We start from the raw sequence: 14,459 nt of genomic DNA on the forward strand, positions 1-14,459 counted from the left end.
TAGTGTTTTTAGTTTGGTTAACATTTGGGTTTTGCAGGCGCATTATACTTTAATTGTTTGTTTTGATGGTTAAGGTTTGGCCAATCTGCAGACCATTTTTTAATAAAGCCTCATTTTGCATTTTGATATCGTCCACAGTGACATTGTATTTTTTCGACAAACTGTAAAGCGTTTCTTTGGGTTCTACTTTGTGCTTGATAACATTAGCGTCAGCAGTTTCAGTAGTGTTTTTCTGAACTACGACAGGTTTAGTTTCGGTTGTGGTTCGGCTTGGTTTTTCTGATTTTGGAGTTTCATCGGTTACTGAAGTGGATTGTTTGATATCAATACTCTTTTCTGTGGGTATCTTGATGATTTGCCCGATTTGCAATCCGTTTTTAAGCACTTCAGCATTGTTGGCTTTAATATCTTCTACAGAAACATTGAAATCTCTGGCCAGACTATAGAGCGTTTCTTTAGCCACCACTTTATGATTGACTTCGGTTTTTCTTTCGGTGATGACAATTTTCTTGATATCATTTTTAGGCGTTGAAGCCGGCGAGGGAATTGAAGTTGGATTTTCCTGAACAGGTTGTGTTTTTACAGTTTCTGTTTTTTCAGGATACGCTTTACTGGGTTTATCGACAGCAACTACTTCTTGAGAAGTTGAACTACCGCTTTGATTCACAGCGATATCTTCATTGGAGGCAGATGCAACTTCTTTGGCAGGCGCACCTTCTTTTCTCGGAACAGGAATTTTTAAAACCATCCCTTGGCTGATGCCTTCTACTGCAAACTTGTTGAGTTTGTAAATTTCTGAAGGATCAACCAGGTATTTTTTAGAGATCATACGGATCGATTCTCCTAATTGCACCTGATGATCAATGATATCAACTTCCTGATCTTTTTTTCTGTTTTGTCCAAAACTGAAGCTCATCATGCCCATCGCAATCAAAGCCAGTAACATTTTTTTCATAACCCTTGAATTAAATTATTCCCATTCAATTGTAGCAGGTGGTTTGGAGCTAATGTCATATACTACGCGGTTTACGCCTTTCACTTTATTGATGATCTCATTCGATATTTTCATCAGGAAATCATAGGGCAAATGCACCCAATCGGCAGTCATCCCGTCTGTGGATTCTACAGCTCTGAGTGCTACGACTTTCTCGTAAGTACGCTCATCGCCCATCACTCCGACACTCTGCACAGGCAGCAAAATCGCGCCCGCTTGCCAGACTTTATCGTACAAACCGAAAGATTTCAACCCTTCGATAAATATCGCGTCAACCTCTTGCAATATACGAACTTTTTCTAAAGTTATATCACCTAGTATTCTAATTGACAATCCGGGACCGGGAAATGGGTGTCGTCCCAACAAGGCCGCATCAATTCCTAAAGTGGCTCCTACCCTGCGCACTTCATCTTTAAACAGCATGCGCAAAGGTTCGACAATGCTGAGTTTCATAAAATCTGGCAATCCGCCGACATTGTGATGCGATTTAATCGTAGCCGATGGTCCTTTTACGGAAACCGATTCAATCACATCGGGATAAATCGTGCCTTGTGCCAACCATTTGACGTCTTCAATGCGGTGCGATTCATCGTCGAATACTTCAATGAAAACACGCCCGATGATTTTCCGTTTCGTCTCAGGATCACTGACGCCGGCGAGTTCGCTCAGAAACCTATCGGAAGCATCAACGCCTTTGACATTGAGCCCCATATGTTTGTATTGGTCGAGCACATTTTCAAACTCATTTTTCCTCAACAAACCGTTGTTCACAAAAATGCAGTACAGGTTTTTGCCAATCGCATGGTGCAGCAAAACGGCCGCCACAGTCGAATCGACGCCGCCCGAAAGTCCTAGCACTACTTTGTCATTCTGAATTTTCGCTTTCAACTCGCTGACCATTTCCTCGACAAAAGCATTCGGAGTAAAATTCTGCGGCACATGAGCAATGTTGACTAAGAAATTTTCGAGCATCTTTTTACCATCGGTGGAATGGTAGACTTCCGGGTGAAATTGTATCGCGTAAGTAGTCTCGCCTTCAATTTTATACGCAGCGTTTTCTACATCATTAGTACTTGCTAATCTTACGCCATTTGTAGGCAATGTTTTGATCGTATCGCTATGCGACATCCAGACTTGCGAATGCGCATCAACACCTTCAAAAAACGCTTCGCCGTCTTTGATGTAAGACAAATTCGCTCGGCCATATTCTCGTGTGTTCGAAGGTGCAACTTCGCCTCCGCTGAAATGAGCGAGGTATTGCGCGCCATAACAAACCGCCAGCAAAGGCATTTTACCGCGAATCTGCGACAAATCAGGATGCGGTGCATCATCAGCCCGAACCGAAAAAGGGCTTCCGGAAAGGATGACGGCTTTGTAAGTTGATAAATCGTCAGGAAAATGGTTGTAAGGGAAAATTTCGCAAAAGATGTTGAGTTCGCGAACCCGTCGGGCAATAAGTTGTGTGTATTGCGATCCGAAATCTAAAATAAGTACGTTGTGTTGCATGGGCAAAAATACTTTTAAAATTTTAGACGTGAAATAGAAATTAAAAATTAATTTTGAACAAAATCAATTCCCCGAAACCATGTTCAAAACGCTTATATTGGTTGGATTAGGCGGTGCTTTAGGAAGCATCTTGCGCTATTTGACTACTGCTCTGATTCAAAAAAATTATCCTATGGTTTTTCCATGGGCGACTTTAGTAATTAATGTTATCGGATGTTTATTGATTGGTATCATCATGGGCACGCTCGAAAAAAACCAAATCACGGATTCTTCGATGAAATGGTTGCTAGTAACTGGATTTTGCGGAGGTTACACTACTTTTTCCGCTTTCGGATTGGAAAATATCTCGTTATTGCAAAACGGACATTCAGGTTTGGCATTCCTATACATCGCTGCAAGTGTTGTCGTCGGCTTGTTAGCGGTTTGGTTGGGATTGTTATTGGTGAAATAAATCACGCTTTTTTAAGTGATAACAACTTGTTAAATACTTTCAGTTTTGCGAAAAAAATGTAACTTCGCAGCCTATGAAAAAAGAAGTTATTGAGTCTATTGTCGCGTTGCTTGCTACACCAAAGAAAATTGCCATCATTCCGCACAGAAGTCCAGACGGCGATGCTATGGGTTCGACGTTAGCGCTGTATCATTTTCTTTTAAAATGCAACCATCAACCCATCGTAATTGCTCCCAACGAATTCCCTGATTTCTTAGCCTGGATGCCCGGCAGCGAGAAGGTTCTGATTTATGAAAACGACCGCGTGACTGCTACGAAAATATTACAGGAAGCTGACATGATTTTTACCTTAGATTTCAATGCCTTACATCGTACCGGTGAAATGGAAAAAGTGTTGAGTACGCTGACCGCGCCTTTCATCATGATTGACCACCATCAAAAACCGGATAATTACGCTACTTATACTTATTCTGATACGCAATTTGGCTCCACCTGTGAAATGATTTACAACTTCATTTTGATGCTAGACAAAAAAAACTTGATTGATAAAACCATTGCCACCTGCATTTACACCGGAATATTGACGGACAGCGGTTCGTTTCGTTTTCCTAAAACTACCGGGAATACGCATCGCATCGTTGCCGATTTAATTGATTTAGGTGTTGAAAATACGCAAATTCCGTCATTGCTTTTTGACAACAATTCGCAGCACAGTTTGCGATTATTAGGAAGGGCTTTAGAGAATCTGGAAGTTTTTCCTGAACATAAAACCGCTTTCACTTCGCTTTCTCAGCAGGAACTCGATGAATTCCATTATGTCAAAGGCGACACGGAAGGCATCGTCAATTACGGATTGAGCATCAAAGGGATTGACTTTGCAGCCATATTCATAGAACACCGCGACGAAAACATCATCAAGATATCGTTGCGCTCGCAAGGCGATTTCGATGTCAACCAGTTTGCCAGAGATCACTTCAATGGTGGCGGGCACATCAATGCAGCCGGTGGAAAATCGAACTTATCGCTCGAAGCTACCATCGCAAAATTCAAGGATTTAATAACCCAAATAAAAATATAACATGAGCAAGTACACTTCATTATTAGTCATGCTCTTTACGGGACTGATTTTGTTTAGTTGTTCTCAGCAACAAGCGCGTAAACCTATTTCACATTCTTCGGGAACTTTCCTCAAAGAATCGGCGGAACGCAACAAAAAACTCATTTCAGGGGAAGAGGCCAAAATTGATTCCATTATCAAAAGTGATCCGAATGTAAAATATCTTACTTCTCAAAAGGGTTATTGGTATCGTTACGACAAGAAAAATACTTTGGACACTTTGCGTCCGAAGAAAGGCGATATTGCTAATTTCAATTACGAAGTAAAAGATCTCGACGGCAACGTAATCTACTCCGAACTCGAATTGCGTCCGCAAGTGTATCATGTAGATAAGGAACAAAAAATCATGATGGGCCTGCGCCACGGTATCAAATTAATGCATAAAAATGAAACCGTTACTTTCCTGTTTCCATCACATATGGCCTATGGTTATCACGGCGATGACAGACGCATCGGACATAATCAGCCTTTGATCTGCACCGTAACTTTGGTAGACTTTAATCCAGAAAACACAATAAAAACCGAATAAATTTTTAAGCTAAGAATGAAAAAATATTTTCCGATCCTACTTTTGGCTGTTGCCATTTTAACTTCGTGTAAAGATCCATACAGCAAACTTCCCGACGGCCTCTACGCCGAAATCAAAACCAGTAAAGACGATATCATTCTGGCGCTCGATTTTGAAAAGGCACCGATTACAGTCGCCAACTTCGTAAGTCTGGCAGAAGGAAAAAATAGTTTCGTGAAGCCTGAATATAAAGGGAAACCTTTTTACGACGGATTGAGATTTCACCGCGTCATTCCTGAGTTTATGATTCAGGGTGGAGATCCATTAGGAGACGGAACCGGTGATGCTGGTTACCTGTTCAGGGATGAAATCTCCGATTTGCATTTTGACAAAGGCGGAATTTTAGCGATGGCAAATTCAGGTCCGGGAACCAACAGCAGCCAGTTTTTCATCACGCATGTAGCAACACCATGGCTCGAAGGGAAACATACGATTTTCGGACACGTGATAGAAAACGGCATGGAAGTCGTCAACAAAATAGAACAGAACGATGAAATCTTAAAAGTGACCATCATCCGAAACGGAACTGCAGCCAAGAAGTTTGATGCCACAAAAACCTTCAGCGATTTCTTTTCGCATGAAGCTCAAATACAGAAAAAACAAGCCTTAATCGATGCTGAAAACAAAAAGCTTTATGAGGCCAAATACAAAGTTGTTAAAGAACAAAAAGTAACTTCTTTTGAAACCCTCAGAAAAGCAGCAACCAAAACAAATTCAGGCTTGCTGTATAAAATCATTACTAAAGGAAAAGGTAAAAAACCGACTGCCGGAAGTAATGTTTACATCCATTACGCTGGTTTTTTAGAAGATGGAAGTTTGTTCGACACGAGCATGGAAAACGTAGCCAAAGCTTTCGGAAAATTCGATCAAAGACGCTGTGATGCAAGACAGTATATTCCGATTCCTTTTGAATTTGGGAAAAAAGACGGTATGATTCCGGGCTTCATCGAGGGCTTGGAAAAATTATCATTTGGAGATAAGGCAGTTTTATTCATACCTTCACATCTTGCTTACGGAGCGCAAGGTGCCGGTGGCGTGATTCCCCCAAATGCCAACATCATTTTTGAAATAGAACTCTTGGAGTCTATGCCAAAATAATTATCACCTGAGGCACAGCCGAACTGTTTGGAGCGTCAGCGGAAAAAATTATCAATTATCAATTTAAATAAAGGGAATAACCTGAAAATCCCTGCATAAGCGAAATAAGTAAGGACCATATTAATCTGAGAAAAATGAAAATTAAAGTGATCTTTTTATTGTTTTTAGGAATGGTGAATGTGTATTCACAAAAAACAAAAAAACCAGTAGCCACCAAAAAACCAGTAGCCACAGCAACGGTTAAAAAAGCAGCGCCAGCAAACAATGCAGAAGGTATTTTTGCAGAATTTGAAACTGCTAAAGGAAAAATTGTCATTCGTCTGGAATACAAAAAAACCCCAATTACCGTAGCTAATTTTGTTTCTTTGGCTGAAGGAACCAACCCTTTCGTAACCGATCCAAACCTTAAAGGGAAACCTTATTATAATGGTTTGAAATTTCACAGAGTGATCAAGGATTTCATGATTCAGGGTGGTGATCCTGCCGGTAATGGTTCTGGTGGTTGTGGATATAGCTTCAAAGATGAAATCGTTCCGGAATTCGTATTCGACAAAGCTGGTATTTTGGCGATGGCCAATTCAGGTCCGGCCACGAACAGCAGCCAGTTTTTCATTACACATAAAGACACACCATGGCTCAACGGAAAGCATACGATTTTCGGATATGTCGTTACAGGTCAGGATGTCGTGAATGCGATTGCTCAGGATGATGTCATGAACAAAGTAGCCATTGTCCGTAAAGGCGCTGCAGCCAAAGCCTTCGACGCAGTAAAAGTATTCTCTGATTACTATGCGAACAAAGCTGAAGATGATAAAAAACAATCAGCCATCAAAGCGGAAGAAAAAGCGAAACAAGATGCCGCTGCAGCTGAGGCTAAAAAAGCTTACATGACACAATACGCTCCGGTGATGGCGGAAAAAGTAAAATATTTGGCTGGTGTTAGAGCCACGGCTACAAAATCGCCAACTGGTTTGGAATATAAAATCATTAAACAAGGATCAGGAAAAAAACCTGCAGATAAATCGACGATCTACATTCATTATGCGGGTTATTTGGAAGATGGTTCGTTGTTCGACAGCAGTTATGAAGAGGTTAATAAAACGTATGGCAAATTCGATCAGAACCGAGCTTCTCAGAATGGTTATGCACCTTTCCCTTTCGAATGGGGCAGAAAAGATGGTTTGATTCCTGGTTTTATCGAAGGCCTTAATAATATGTCATTGGGCGATAAAGCGGTTATATTTATTCCCTCGGCTTTAGGTTATGGTGAACGTGGCGCAGGAAATGTAATTCCCCCTAATTCCAATATCATTTTCGAAGTGGAATTGTTTGAAACCAAAGATCAGAACGCTGCGCAGACTGCGGGCACATCAAAACAGTAGAACTTTTAAATATATTTTTTAGCCACGATCACTTCTTAATACTAGTGATCGTGGCTAAATTATTTTACAACCGTTTTAAATTTTATTTAGCGCCAAACTTCCAGTCAAATTCGTCTTGGTTTTTAATCACAGCGCCCACTTCCACTTTGATGATTTGATCATATTCGCTCTGAAGAATGAGCCAATGATCTTCATTGAAATAATTTTCAGCGAGATCAAAATCTTCCTTTTCCCAGATTTTAAAACCCTGTTTCTCCAATTCTTTTTGAACTTCAGTTACTTTTTTTCCGATAACCTGATTTCCAAATAACGTTTGCATAGGATGTGAAGCAATGATATAACCCAAACGGAAATCCTCATCTTCGTAAAAGGTCAAGCGTATTTTTTGTGTGTTGTAGACATAAATGATGTTTTGGTCATCATCTTTGAATTGCTTGTCAGGATTGCCAAAAATACTTTTCACATCAGTCTGTTTCATTCCGAAAAGCAGTTGGTCGGTTCCGAATTTGGGTTTAATTTCCATGGTAAATAATTTAATTTTAAAATCGTGATGAATGCTGTTAGCGCATCAATAAGATTCGAGCTTGGTCTTGAGATTAGGTTTCACTTCCTCAAACCATTCCTTTTTTAAGATGCTTAATACGATACTGTCGCGTCGTACTTCGCTTTCAAAAGTAGGCATATTGCTTCGCAGCACGCCGTCTACTTTGCAACCAATGCTCAACATTGCGGCTTTACTTCTTTCGTTAGCATTGTCGGCTCTGAATTCTACGCGTTCCATGCCTAAAGTTTCAAAAGCATATTCCAGTAAAAGGTATTTACAATTTTTGTTGAGTCCGGTGCCCTGAAATTTGTTTCCATACCAAGTATATCCTAATTGTAACGTTTTGAAAGTAAAATTAATATCATAAAACCTCGTGCTTCCGGCATATTCCTGCTTGATTTTATCAAAAACGATAAACGGCAATTCGGTCAGGTTTAATTTTCCTTCGAGTGCGATGCGGATGTAATTCTCAAGATTTTCTTTTCCGTTGGCACGTACCAAAGAATACTTCCATATCTCGGGTTCGTTGATTGAAAAGGGCAACAAATATTCTAAATCACTGGGTTGTATGGCACGCAATAACACAGCTTCATTTTCTAAAATAAGGTTTGGATCAATCTTCATCAGGCCATTGAATTTGAGCATTAAAGGTCGCAAAGTTTTCGCAATTTGTGCCACTTATACAGATTTATTAGGATTTCAACGAATTTTTTAGGAATATCGGACTTAAATGTTAAAAATTAGCATAACTGTTTATGAATGCGTTTTTTAATTAAAAACAGAAAAAGTATGCGGTTTTTTTACCTTGTTTTTTGTCTTGGTTTTTATACTGCTGTAACGGCGACCAATATCAATACGAATCGAATACTCACTGTTTCAGATAGTATTTTAGTTTCTAAAGTGGGCGAACATCTGAAAGAATACTTTGAAATTTCGGATACCGGAACGCATTACAAATATTTGATTTCCAATAAAAGAATTGGCACAGAACAATTTCTGGATAAAAAAAGAATCACCAAAAATGTTCTTGAGATCTGGATCTTATATCATTTCAACTATACCAAAATAGAAGGCGTCAAATCTGGAATCTGGATCAAACTCGACGGCAACCTTCAACTGCTTGAAGAACCCAACCTCAATTCCGTGCCTGATTTTCTGATCAACAACAATCCCGTGACTTTCATTTCTAAAAAAGCCGCCAAGGAAATGGCGCTCAAGGTTTTTACCCACAAAGGCTATGAAGTTACTGAGCCGAAGCTTGAATATCTCAAGAAAAATGAAAAGTACGTTTATACCGTGGCCAACAAAACAAGCCAAGCCAACAACCAGAAAATTACAGAAATGGAAATCGTAGAACTCGACGTGTTTACCGGAAAATTGTTAAACCGTTACGACAGTTACAACGGATTGATTGAACGCTAAAGTTATTTTATACTCTCCACATGCATCATTTCGTTGGTATCAGCGTCGTAATCAACACCGGCAAAACCAAATCCGAAAAGGTTCAAGAAATCCTGTTTATAACCCGCTAAATCACCAATGGCAGGCAAAGTTTCAGTAGTAGCTTGCGCCCATAATGCAGCGACTTGCTCCTGAACGTCTTCACGCATTTCCCAATCGTCAATCCTAATTCTGCCTTGCGCATCGGTTGGTACTGCGCCGCCCTGATACAATCTTTGGCTGAACAACCTTTGGATTTGTTCGATGCAACCTTCATGAATGCCTTCCGCTTTCATGATTTTGTACAACAACGAGATATATAATGGAATCACCGGAATCGCTGAACTGGCTTGGGTTACAAGCGCTTTATTCACAGAAACGTAAGCCTTTCCTCCTATTGATTCGAGACTGTCTGTGATTTTGAAAGCTGTAGCTTCAAGATGGTCTTTGGCTCTACCAATCGTTCCTTTTCTGTAGACCGCTTCGGTCACTGATGGCCCGATGTAAGAATAAGCAATTGTAGTAGCGCCATCAGCCAATACGCCGGCATTTTTCATATCTTCCATCCACATTGACCAGTCTTCGCCGCCCATGACGACAACAGTATTATCAATATCTTCCTGATTGGCCGGTTCGATCGAAACCTGACTGACATTACCTGTATGGAAATCAACTGTTTTATTGGTGAAAGTACCACCTATTGGTTTCAGAACCGAGCGGTGCAATACTCCTGTTTTCGGATGCATACGCACTGGGGAAGCCAAACTATAGATGATCAAATCAACCTGACCTAAATCTGCTTTGATCATATCGATCGTCTGTTGTTTCACTTCGTCAGAAAAAGCGTCACCATTGATACTTTTGGCGTACAACCCGGCTTTGTGCGCTTCCTGTTCGAAAGCCGCAGAATTATACCAACCTGGGGAAGCTGTTTTTCCTTCAGCAGCAGGTTTTTCAAAAAATACCCCAATGGTCGAAGCATTAGAACCGAAAGCGCTCGTGATGCGCGAAGCCAATCCGAATCCTGTTGAAGCTCCAATAACCAAGACGCGTTTAGCGCCGTCAATAGTTCCTTTGGATTTGATGTATTCGATTTGGTTTTTCACATTTTGCTCGCAGCCTTTTGGGTGGGCGGTCAAACAAATAAAGCCTCTCATTCTTGGTTCTATGATCATAATACTGGGTATTTTCTATTGGTAAAAAACGTTAGATTTTAATTTAAAAGCGACACAAATATAGCGCAAATAATTTAGTTCAACAATGCCTTGGCGTGATTTAGGGCCGACTCGGAAACTTCGGTTCCGGACAACATTTGTGCAATTTCGACGACCCTTTCTTCGGGCGTCAATTGTTTTAGTTCGGTAAGCGTATCGCCAGCCATCACAGATTTATATACTTTAAAATGCGTATCGCCTTTGGCTGCAATCTGTGGCAAATGCGTAATGGCAAACACTTGCATGTTTCGGCTCATTGTTTTCATAATCTCGCCCATTTTGTTGGCAATTTCTCCGGAAACTCCGGTATCAATTTCATCAAAAATGATTGTTGGCAATTTGGAATAATTCGCTAAAATAGCTTTCGTCGCCAGCATAATCCTGGACAATTCACCGCCTGAAGCTACTTTTTTAAGCAATCCGAAATCGGAGCCGAGATTGGCAGCGAATAAAAACTGTAACTCTGATTTTCCGTTGGTCAGGTAATGGTTGGTTTCGGTGATTTCAATTTTAAACCGCACATTCGGCATTCCTAATTGCGATAATATTTCAACCCATTGATTGGTCAACGCAGGAACGGCATTGATTCTATTTTCGTGTATTTTTAAGGCAAACTGATCAAGTTGAATTTCCGCGTCTTTTAAGGATATTTCTAAGACTTTGATTTGATCCTCTATTGCTGAGATCGAATCCACTTTTTGTTCGAGTTCCGCTTGGATAGCTATCAATTCTTCAACTGTAGCCACCTGATGTTTTTTCTGAAGCGTGTAAACCAATTGCAGTTTTTGCGATACAAGTTCCAACTTTTCGGGATCATGAATCAAATGTTCGGACATTTTCTCAAGTTCACCCACGGCATCATCCATTTCAATGGCGATACTGTTGATGCGATCGTAAATCGTTTGGTATTCTGATGAAAAACCGGCTACTCTCTGCAAGCTGTTCCTGATTTCATTGAGCAGATAAATCACACCATATTGATCTTCTTGCGCCACAGTAATGGCTTTGTGCATGTGTTCCTTGATAAACTCGACATTGCTGAGCTGTTCGGATTCTGATTCCAATGCGGCCTGATCAATCGTTTTTAATGAAACCGATTGCAATTCGGTCAATAAAAAAGTATTATAATCCTGTTCCTTAAGGGCGTTCTGTAGTTCGACCTGTAAAGTGTTGCGCGCCGCCGTATCTTTTTTGTATTGTTTTAAAATGGACTGAAACGATGCAATCAGATCAGCATTTGAAGCCACAGCGTCGATAATCGCGAACTGGTATTGGTTTTCGGACAATTCTTGGGTTTGGTGCTGCGAATGCACGTCAATCAGAAACTCGCTCAAATTCTGCAATTCCTGAAGGTTCACCGGCGTATCATTGATGAAAGCCCGAGATTTACCAGAAGGCAAAATTTCACGACGCAAAATCGTCACCGCATCATAATCGAGGTCGTTGGCTTCAAAAAAAGGTTGGAGGTTGTAATTAGAGATGTCGAAAGCCGCTTCGATGACGCATTTCTCCTCTTTGTTTTTAAGCGAAGTCAGGTCGGCTCTTTTTCCAAGAACCAAACCCAATGCTCCTAAAAGTATCGATTTTCCTGCACCTGTTTCTCCTGTGATGATTGAAAAACCATCCGAAAAATCGATAGCCATTTTTTCGATCAAAGCGAAATTATTGATGGAAAGCGATTGTATCATGAAAGGAAAACGATTAAAAAATCTTAGGTGTAGATTATAGTTTTATTTCTGCCCATTTGCTTGAATTCAATGGCGAAATACTAAATAATTTATCAAGTAAAGCCGCATTATCAACCGTTGGGCCGCCCGTAAATATAGAAACAATTTCATCGGCTTTGGCATCAAAGAAAACACGGGTCAGAAATGAATTCGGTTTATTCTGTTCCATATAAGACAATTGGGTAATGGCACCGATAATTTTTTCTTTGGCCGTTTTCTGGTCTTTGTGCATCTGATCAAGGCCTTCAAAATGATATTGGTATAAGGCGTCGCGGTACTGTACGTACATATTCGACAACAAATTATTGACCAGGAAAAAACGATTTTGGTTGCTGTCACCTTGCCCCCAACCAGCATAACCACTGGACTGTGCCACATTGGCAATATCCTGCGCCAACTCATAATATGGACTGCCTCCATCTTGTGTAAAGGTATCCGCATCCAAACCAATAATGATCATACTGTAATAGGCAAGCACAGACACAAGGTTAGAATCGAAAGCTGTTGGATTGAAGTTCAGGTTCTGGAATTCGTTGTATTCGAAATTAAAATCTTTGTCATTATAATTGAATACCGGCGTAGAATACGTTGAATTGTATACCGGACGCGATGATTCCACCTGAATGGATGCTTTGAACTGGTTGCCTGCAAATTCGTTAATCGTAATAAACATCGAACAATTGATGCGCTCATTCGTTTTTACTTTTTGCGTCGTCCAGTTCGTCTTGTTGACAAACTCATTCAATGATCTTTCGAGTGTTTTATATATCTGCACATTGGTTCCGGCCACTTTATCGGCATTGATTTTTACCGTACAATTGAGTTCTTGTGCGTGTGCAGTTCCCAGAAAAACAAAGGCTGCCCATAAGATTAATTTACGCATGATATTGTTGAATTATTTTAGTAATGATGTCGGCTGCCACGGCTTCTTTTGATTTGAGTTCCATATTTTCTATGGTCCCGTTGCGATCAATGAACGTGACTTTGTTGGTCGGCTTGCCAAATCCGGCGCCTTCGTCCTGCAACGAATTTAAAACAATCAAATCTAAGTTTTTTTTCTGGATTTTCAGCTTGGCGTTTTCAATTTCGTTTTCGGTTTCTAAAGCAAATCCGATGAGAAACTGCTGTTTTTTGATTTGGCCTAAGGATGCCAGTATGTCTTTTGTTTTTTCGAGTTCGATGCTGAAATGATCTTCAGTCTTTTTGATTTTCTGATCCGCGACGATTTTTGGTTTATAATCCGCTACAGCAGCGGCACAAATCGCAACATTCATTCCTTCAAAATATTGGTGGCTGGCTTGATACATTTCCTCAGCACTGATCACACGAATCAAATTAATGTTCTTGTTCTTCACATTCAAATGGCTCGGTCCAGAAATAAGCACTACTTCTGCCCCAAGATTCGCGGCACATTCAGCGATGTCAAATCCCATCTTGCCCGAAGAATGGTTTCCGATAAAACGCACAGGATCGATGGCTTCGTATGTCGGACCAGCCGTGACAAGTATTTTTTTTCCCTTCAAAGGCAGTTTGCTTTCGAGATCGGCTTCAAGGAATGCGATGATGTTTTCAGGTTCTGCCATTCTTCCTTCGCCTGACAAACCACTGGCAAGTTCCCCAGTTTCGGCAGGAATCATCACATTCCCAAATTGATGCAACGCGTGAAAACTTGCCATCGTGGACGGATGTTTGTACATATCCAAATCCATCGCAGGCGCAAAATAAACGGGGCATTTGGCAGACAAATAAGTAGCGATAAGCAAGTTGTCACAATTGCCGTTCGCCATTTTGGAAAGTGTGTTGGCGGTAGCCGGAGCAATGAGCATCAGATCGGCCCAAAGTCCCAATTCGACGTGGTTGTTCCATTGGGCATTGTCGTCATCTTCATTAAAGAAACTTGAATGCACCGGATTTTTAGACAGTGTCGATAAAGTAAGCGGCGTGATAAAATCCTTAGAAGCCGGCGTCATGATCACTTGGACCTCGGCGCCGGCTTTTATGAAAAGTCTCACTAAATGTGCAGTTTTGTAAGCGGCAATTCCACCAGAAATACCCAGTACTATTTTTTTACCCCTTAAAACTGACATTGCTGAATTATTTAGTGCTGTTTTCTGATCTGTGGTAGATTTTGTTATCCAACCATTCCTGAACAGCTAAAGCATGTGGTTTAGGTAATTTCTCGTAGAATTTAGACACTTCAATTTGTTCTTTGTTTTCAAAAACTTCTTCAAGACTGTCATTGTAAGTCGCAAACTCTTCCAATTTTTCAGTCAATTCTTTTTTGATTTCGGAATTGATCTGGTTGGCTCTTTTCGCCATGATGGTAATGGCCTCATACACATTGCCCGTCGGTTCTTCAATAACGCTTTTGTTGTAGGTTATTGTGTTTACTGGCGCATTCGTCTTTTTTAAATCCAT

Annotated in this window: 15 protein-coding genes; 6 read left to right on the forward strand and 9 right to left on the reverse strand. The window is 40.6% G+C overall.

Annotated elements, in window-relative coordinates; all coding sequences use genetic code 11:
- Positions 1 to 49: 49 nt before the first annotated feature.
- The gene (locus tag Q0058_RS09830; RefSeq protein ID WP_298223394.1) at positions 50 to 955 is read right to left on the reverse strand and encodes a LysM peptidoglycan-binding domain-containing protein; all 906 of its coding nucleotides are present in this window, start codon (positions 953 to 955) and stop codon (positions 50 to 52) included.
- Between the two features lie 15 nt (positions 956 to 970).
- Positions 971 to 2,500: a glutamine-hydrolyzing GMP synthase gene (gene guaA / locus Q0058_RS09835; RefSeq protein ID WP_298223396.1), complete on the reverse strand. Its 1,530-nt coding sequence runs from the start codon at positions 2,498 to 2,500 to the stop codon at positions 971 to 973.
- 79 nt (positions 2,501 to 2,579) lie between these two features.
- On the opposite strand from guaA, the gene crcB reads away from it, so the two are divergent.
- From crcB to Q0058_RS09860, 5 genes are all read left to right on the forward strand, one after another.
- Positions 2,580 to 2,951 carry a fluoride efflux transporter CrcB gene (gene crcB / locus Q0058_RS09840; RefSeq protein WP_298223398.1) on the forward strand — a complete coding sequence of 124 codons (372 nt, stop codon included), beginning with the start codon at positions 2,580 to 2,582 and terminating at the stop codon, positions 2,949 to 2,951.
- A gap of 73 nt (positions 2,952 to 3,024) precedes the next feature.
- Complete coding sequence (locus Q0058_RS09845; protein WP_298223400.1) at positions 3,025 to 4,029, forward strand: bifunctional oligoribonuclease/PAP phosphatase NrnA; 1,005 nt, start codon at positions 3,025 to 3,027, stop codon at positions 4,027 to 4,029.
- Between the two features lies 1 nt (position 4,030).
- Positions 4,031 to 4,597 (forward strand): gliding motility-associated peptidyl-prolyl isomerase GldI, encoded by a 567-nt coding sequence (gene gldI, locus Q0058_RS09850; RefSeq protein ID WP_366869727.1) that lies wholly within the window; start codon positions 4,031 to 4,033, stop codon positions 4,595 to 4,597.
- 15 nt (positions 4,598 to 4,612) lie between these two features.
- Positions 4,613 to 5,734 carry a peptidylprolyl isomerase gene (locus Q0058_RS09855; RefSeq protein WP_298223402.1) on the forward strand — a complete coding sequence of 374 codons (1,122 nt, stop codon included), beginning with the start codon at positions 4,613 to 4,615 and terminating at the stop codon, positions 5,732 to 5,734.
- Between the two features lie 134 nt (positions 5,735 to 5,868).
- Positions 5,869 to 7,116 (forward strand): peptidylprolyl isomerase, encoded by a 1,248-nt coding sequence (locus tag Q0058_RS09860; RefSeq protein WP_298223404.1) that lies wholly within the window; start codon positions 5,869 to 5,871, stop codon positions 7,114 to 7,116.
- 82 nt (positions 7,117 to 7,198) lie between these two features.
- Here the strand turns inward: Q0058_RS09860 and Q0058_RS09865 are convergent, their stop codons facing one another.
- On the reverse strand, positions 7,199 to 7,639 hold the full coding sequence (locus Q0058_RS09865; protein ID WP_298223406.1) for a hypothetical protein: 441 nt from the start codon (positions 7,637 to 7,639) through the stop codon (positions 7,199 to 7,201).
- 45 nt (positions 7,640 to 7,684) lie between these two features.
- Positions 7,685 to 8,305 (reverse strand): GNAT family protein, encoded by a 621-nt coding sequence (locus Q0058_RS09870; protein ID WP_298223608.1) that lies wholly within the window; start codon positions 8,303 to 8,305, stop codon positions 7,685 to 7,687.
- 144 nt (positions 8,306 to 8,449) lie between these two features.
- On the opposite strand from Q0058_RS09870, the gene Q0058_RS09875 reads away from it, so the two are divergent.
- On the forward strand, positions 8,450 to 9,082 hold the full coding sequence (locus Q0058_RS09875) for a hypothetical protein (protein ID WP_298223407.1): 633 nt from the start codon (positions 8,450 to 8,452) through the stop codon (positions 9,080 to 9,082).
- Positions 9,083 to 9,084: 2 nt separating this feature from the next.
- On the opposite strand, the gene fabV is transcribed toward Q0058_RS09875, so the two are convergent.
- The 5 genes from fabV to Q0058_RS09900 all read right to left on the reverse strand — a co-directional run bounded on the left by fabV (position 9,085) and on the right by Q0058_RS09900 (position 14,459).
- Positions 9,085 to 10,275, reverse strand: coding sequence for an enoyl-ACP reductase FabV (gene fabV, locus Q0058_RS09880; RefSeq protein ID WP_298223409.1), 1,191 nt, complete (start codon positions 10,273 to 10,275; stop codon positions 9,085 to 9,087).
- 74 nt (positions 10,276 to 10,349) lie between these two features.
- A complete protein-coding gene (gene recN, locus Q0058_RS09885; RefSeq protein ID WP_298223411.1) occupies positions 10,350 to 12,002 on the reverse strand; it encodes a DNA repair protein RecN in 1,653 nt (550 codons plus the stop codon).
- A gap of 34 nt (positions 12,003 to 12,036) precedes the next feature.
- Positions 12,037 to 12,924, reverse strand: a complete 888-nt coding sequence (locus tag Q0058_RS09890; protein ID WP_298223413.1) for a DUF4835 family protein — start codon at positions 12,922 to 12,924, stop codon at positions 12,037 to 12,039.
- The gene (coaBC, locus tag Q0058_RS09895) at positions 12,917 to 14,128 is read right to left on the reverse strand and encodes a bifunctional phosphopantothenoylcysteine decarboxylase/phosphopantothenate--cysteine ligase CoaBC (protein WP_298223415.1); all 1,212 of its coding nucleotides are present in this window, start codon (positions 14,126 to 14,128) and stop codon (positions 12,917 to 12,919) included. The genes Q0058_RS09890 and coaBC overlap by 8 nt, the downstream gene beginning before the upstream one ends.
- Positions 14,129 to 14,135: 7 nt before the next feature.
- Positions 14,136 to 14,459 (reverse strand): DNA-directed RNA polymerase subunit omega, encoded by a 324-nt coding sequence (locus Q0058_RS09900; RefSeq protein WP_298223417.1) that lies wholly within the window; start codon positions 14,457 to 14,459, stop codon positions 14,136 to 14,138.

It is taken from the genome of Flavobacterium sp., from assembly GCF_027484705.1.
GTDB lineage: Bacteria > Bacteroidota > Bacteroidia > Flavobacteriales > Flavobacteriaceae > Flavobacterium.

What these genes read in the sequence shown, in the direction of transcription:
- Q0058_RS09830 (WP_298223394.1), bottom strand. Translation starts at nt 955, where the DNA reads ATGAAAAAAATGTTACTGGCTTTGATTGCGATGGGCATGATGAGCTTC.
- guaA (WP_298223396.1), bottom strand. Translation starts at nt 2,500, where the DNA reads ATGCAACACAACGTACTTATTTTAGATTTCGGATCGCAATACACACAA.
- crcB (WP_298223398.1), top strand. Translation starts at nt 2,580, where the DNA reads ATGTTCAAAACGCTTATATTGGTTGGATTAGGCGGTGCTTTAGGAAGC.
- Q0058_RS09845 (WP_298223400.1), top strand. Translation starts at nt 3,025, where the DNA reads ATGAAAAAAGAAGTTATTGAGTCTATTGTCGCGTTGCTTGCTACACCA.
- gldI (WP_366869727.1), top strand. Translation starts at nt 4,031, where the DNA reads ATGAGCAAGTACACTTCATTATTAGTCATGCTCTTTACGGGACTGATT.
- Q0058_RS09855 (WP_298223402.1), top strand. Translation starts at nt 4,613, where the DNA reads ATGAAAAAATATTTTCCGATCCTACTTTTGGCTGTTGCCATTTTAACT.
- Q0058_RS09860 (WP_298223404.1), top strand. Translation starts at nt 5,869, where the DNA reads ATGAAAATTAAAGTGATCTTTTTATTGTTTTTAGGAATGGTGAATGTG.
- Q0058_RS09865 (WP_298223406.1), bottom strand. Translation starts at nt 7,639, where the DNA reads ATGGAAATTAAACCCAAATTCGGAACCGACCAACTGCTTTTCGGAATG.
- Q0058_RS09870 (WP_298223608.1), bottom strand. Translation starts at nt 8,305, where the DNA reads ATGCTCAAATTCAATGGCCTGATGAAGATTGATCCAAACCTTATTTTA.
- Q0058_RS09875 (WP_298223407.1), top strand. Translation starts at nt 8,450, where the DNA reads ATGCGGTTTTTTTACCTTGTTTTTTGTCTTGGTTTTTATACTGCTGTA.
- fabV (WP_298223409.1), bottom strand. Translation starts at nt 10,275, where the DNA reads ATGATCATAGAACCAAGAATGAGAGGCTTTATTTGTTTGACCGCCCAC.
- recN (WP_298223411.1), bottom strand. Translation starts at nt 12,002, where the DNA reads ATGATACAATCGCTTTCCATCAATAATTTCGCTTTGATCGAAAAAATG.
- Q0058_RS09890 (WP_298223413.1), bottom strand. Translation starts at nt 12,924, where the DNA reads ATGCGTAAATTAATCTTATGGGCAGCCTTTGTTTTTCTGGGAACTGCA.
- coaBC (WP_298223415.1), bottom strand. Translation starts at nt 14,128, where the DNA reads ATGTCAGTTTTAAGGGGTAAAAAAATAGTACTGGGTATTTCTGGTGGA.
- Q0058_RS09900 (WP_298223417.1), bottom strand. Translation starts at nt 14,459, where the DNA reads ATGGATTTAAAAAAGACGAATGCGCCAGTAAACACAATAACCTACAAC.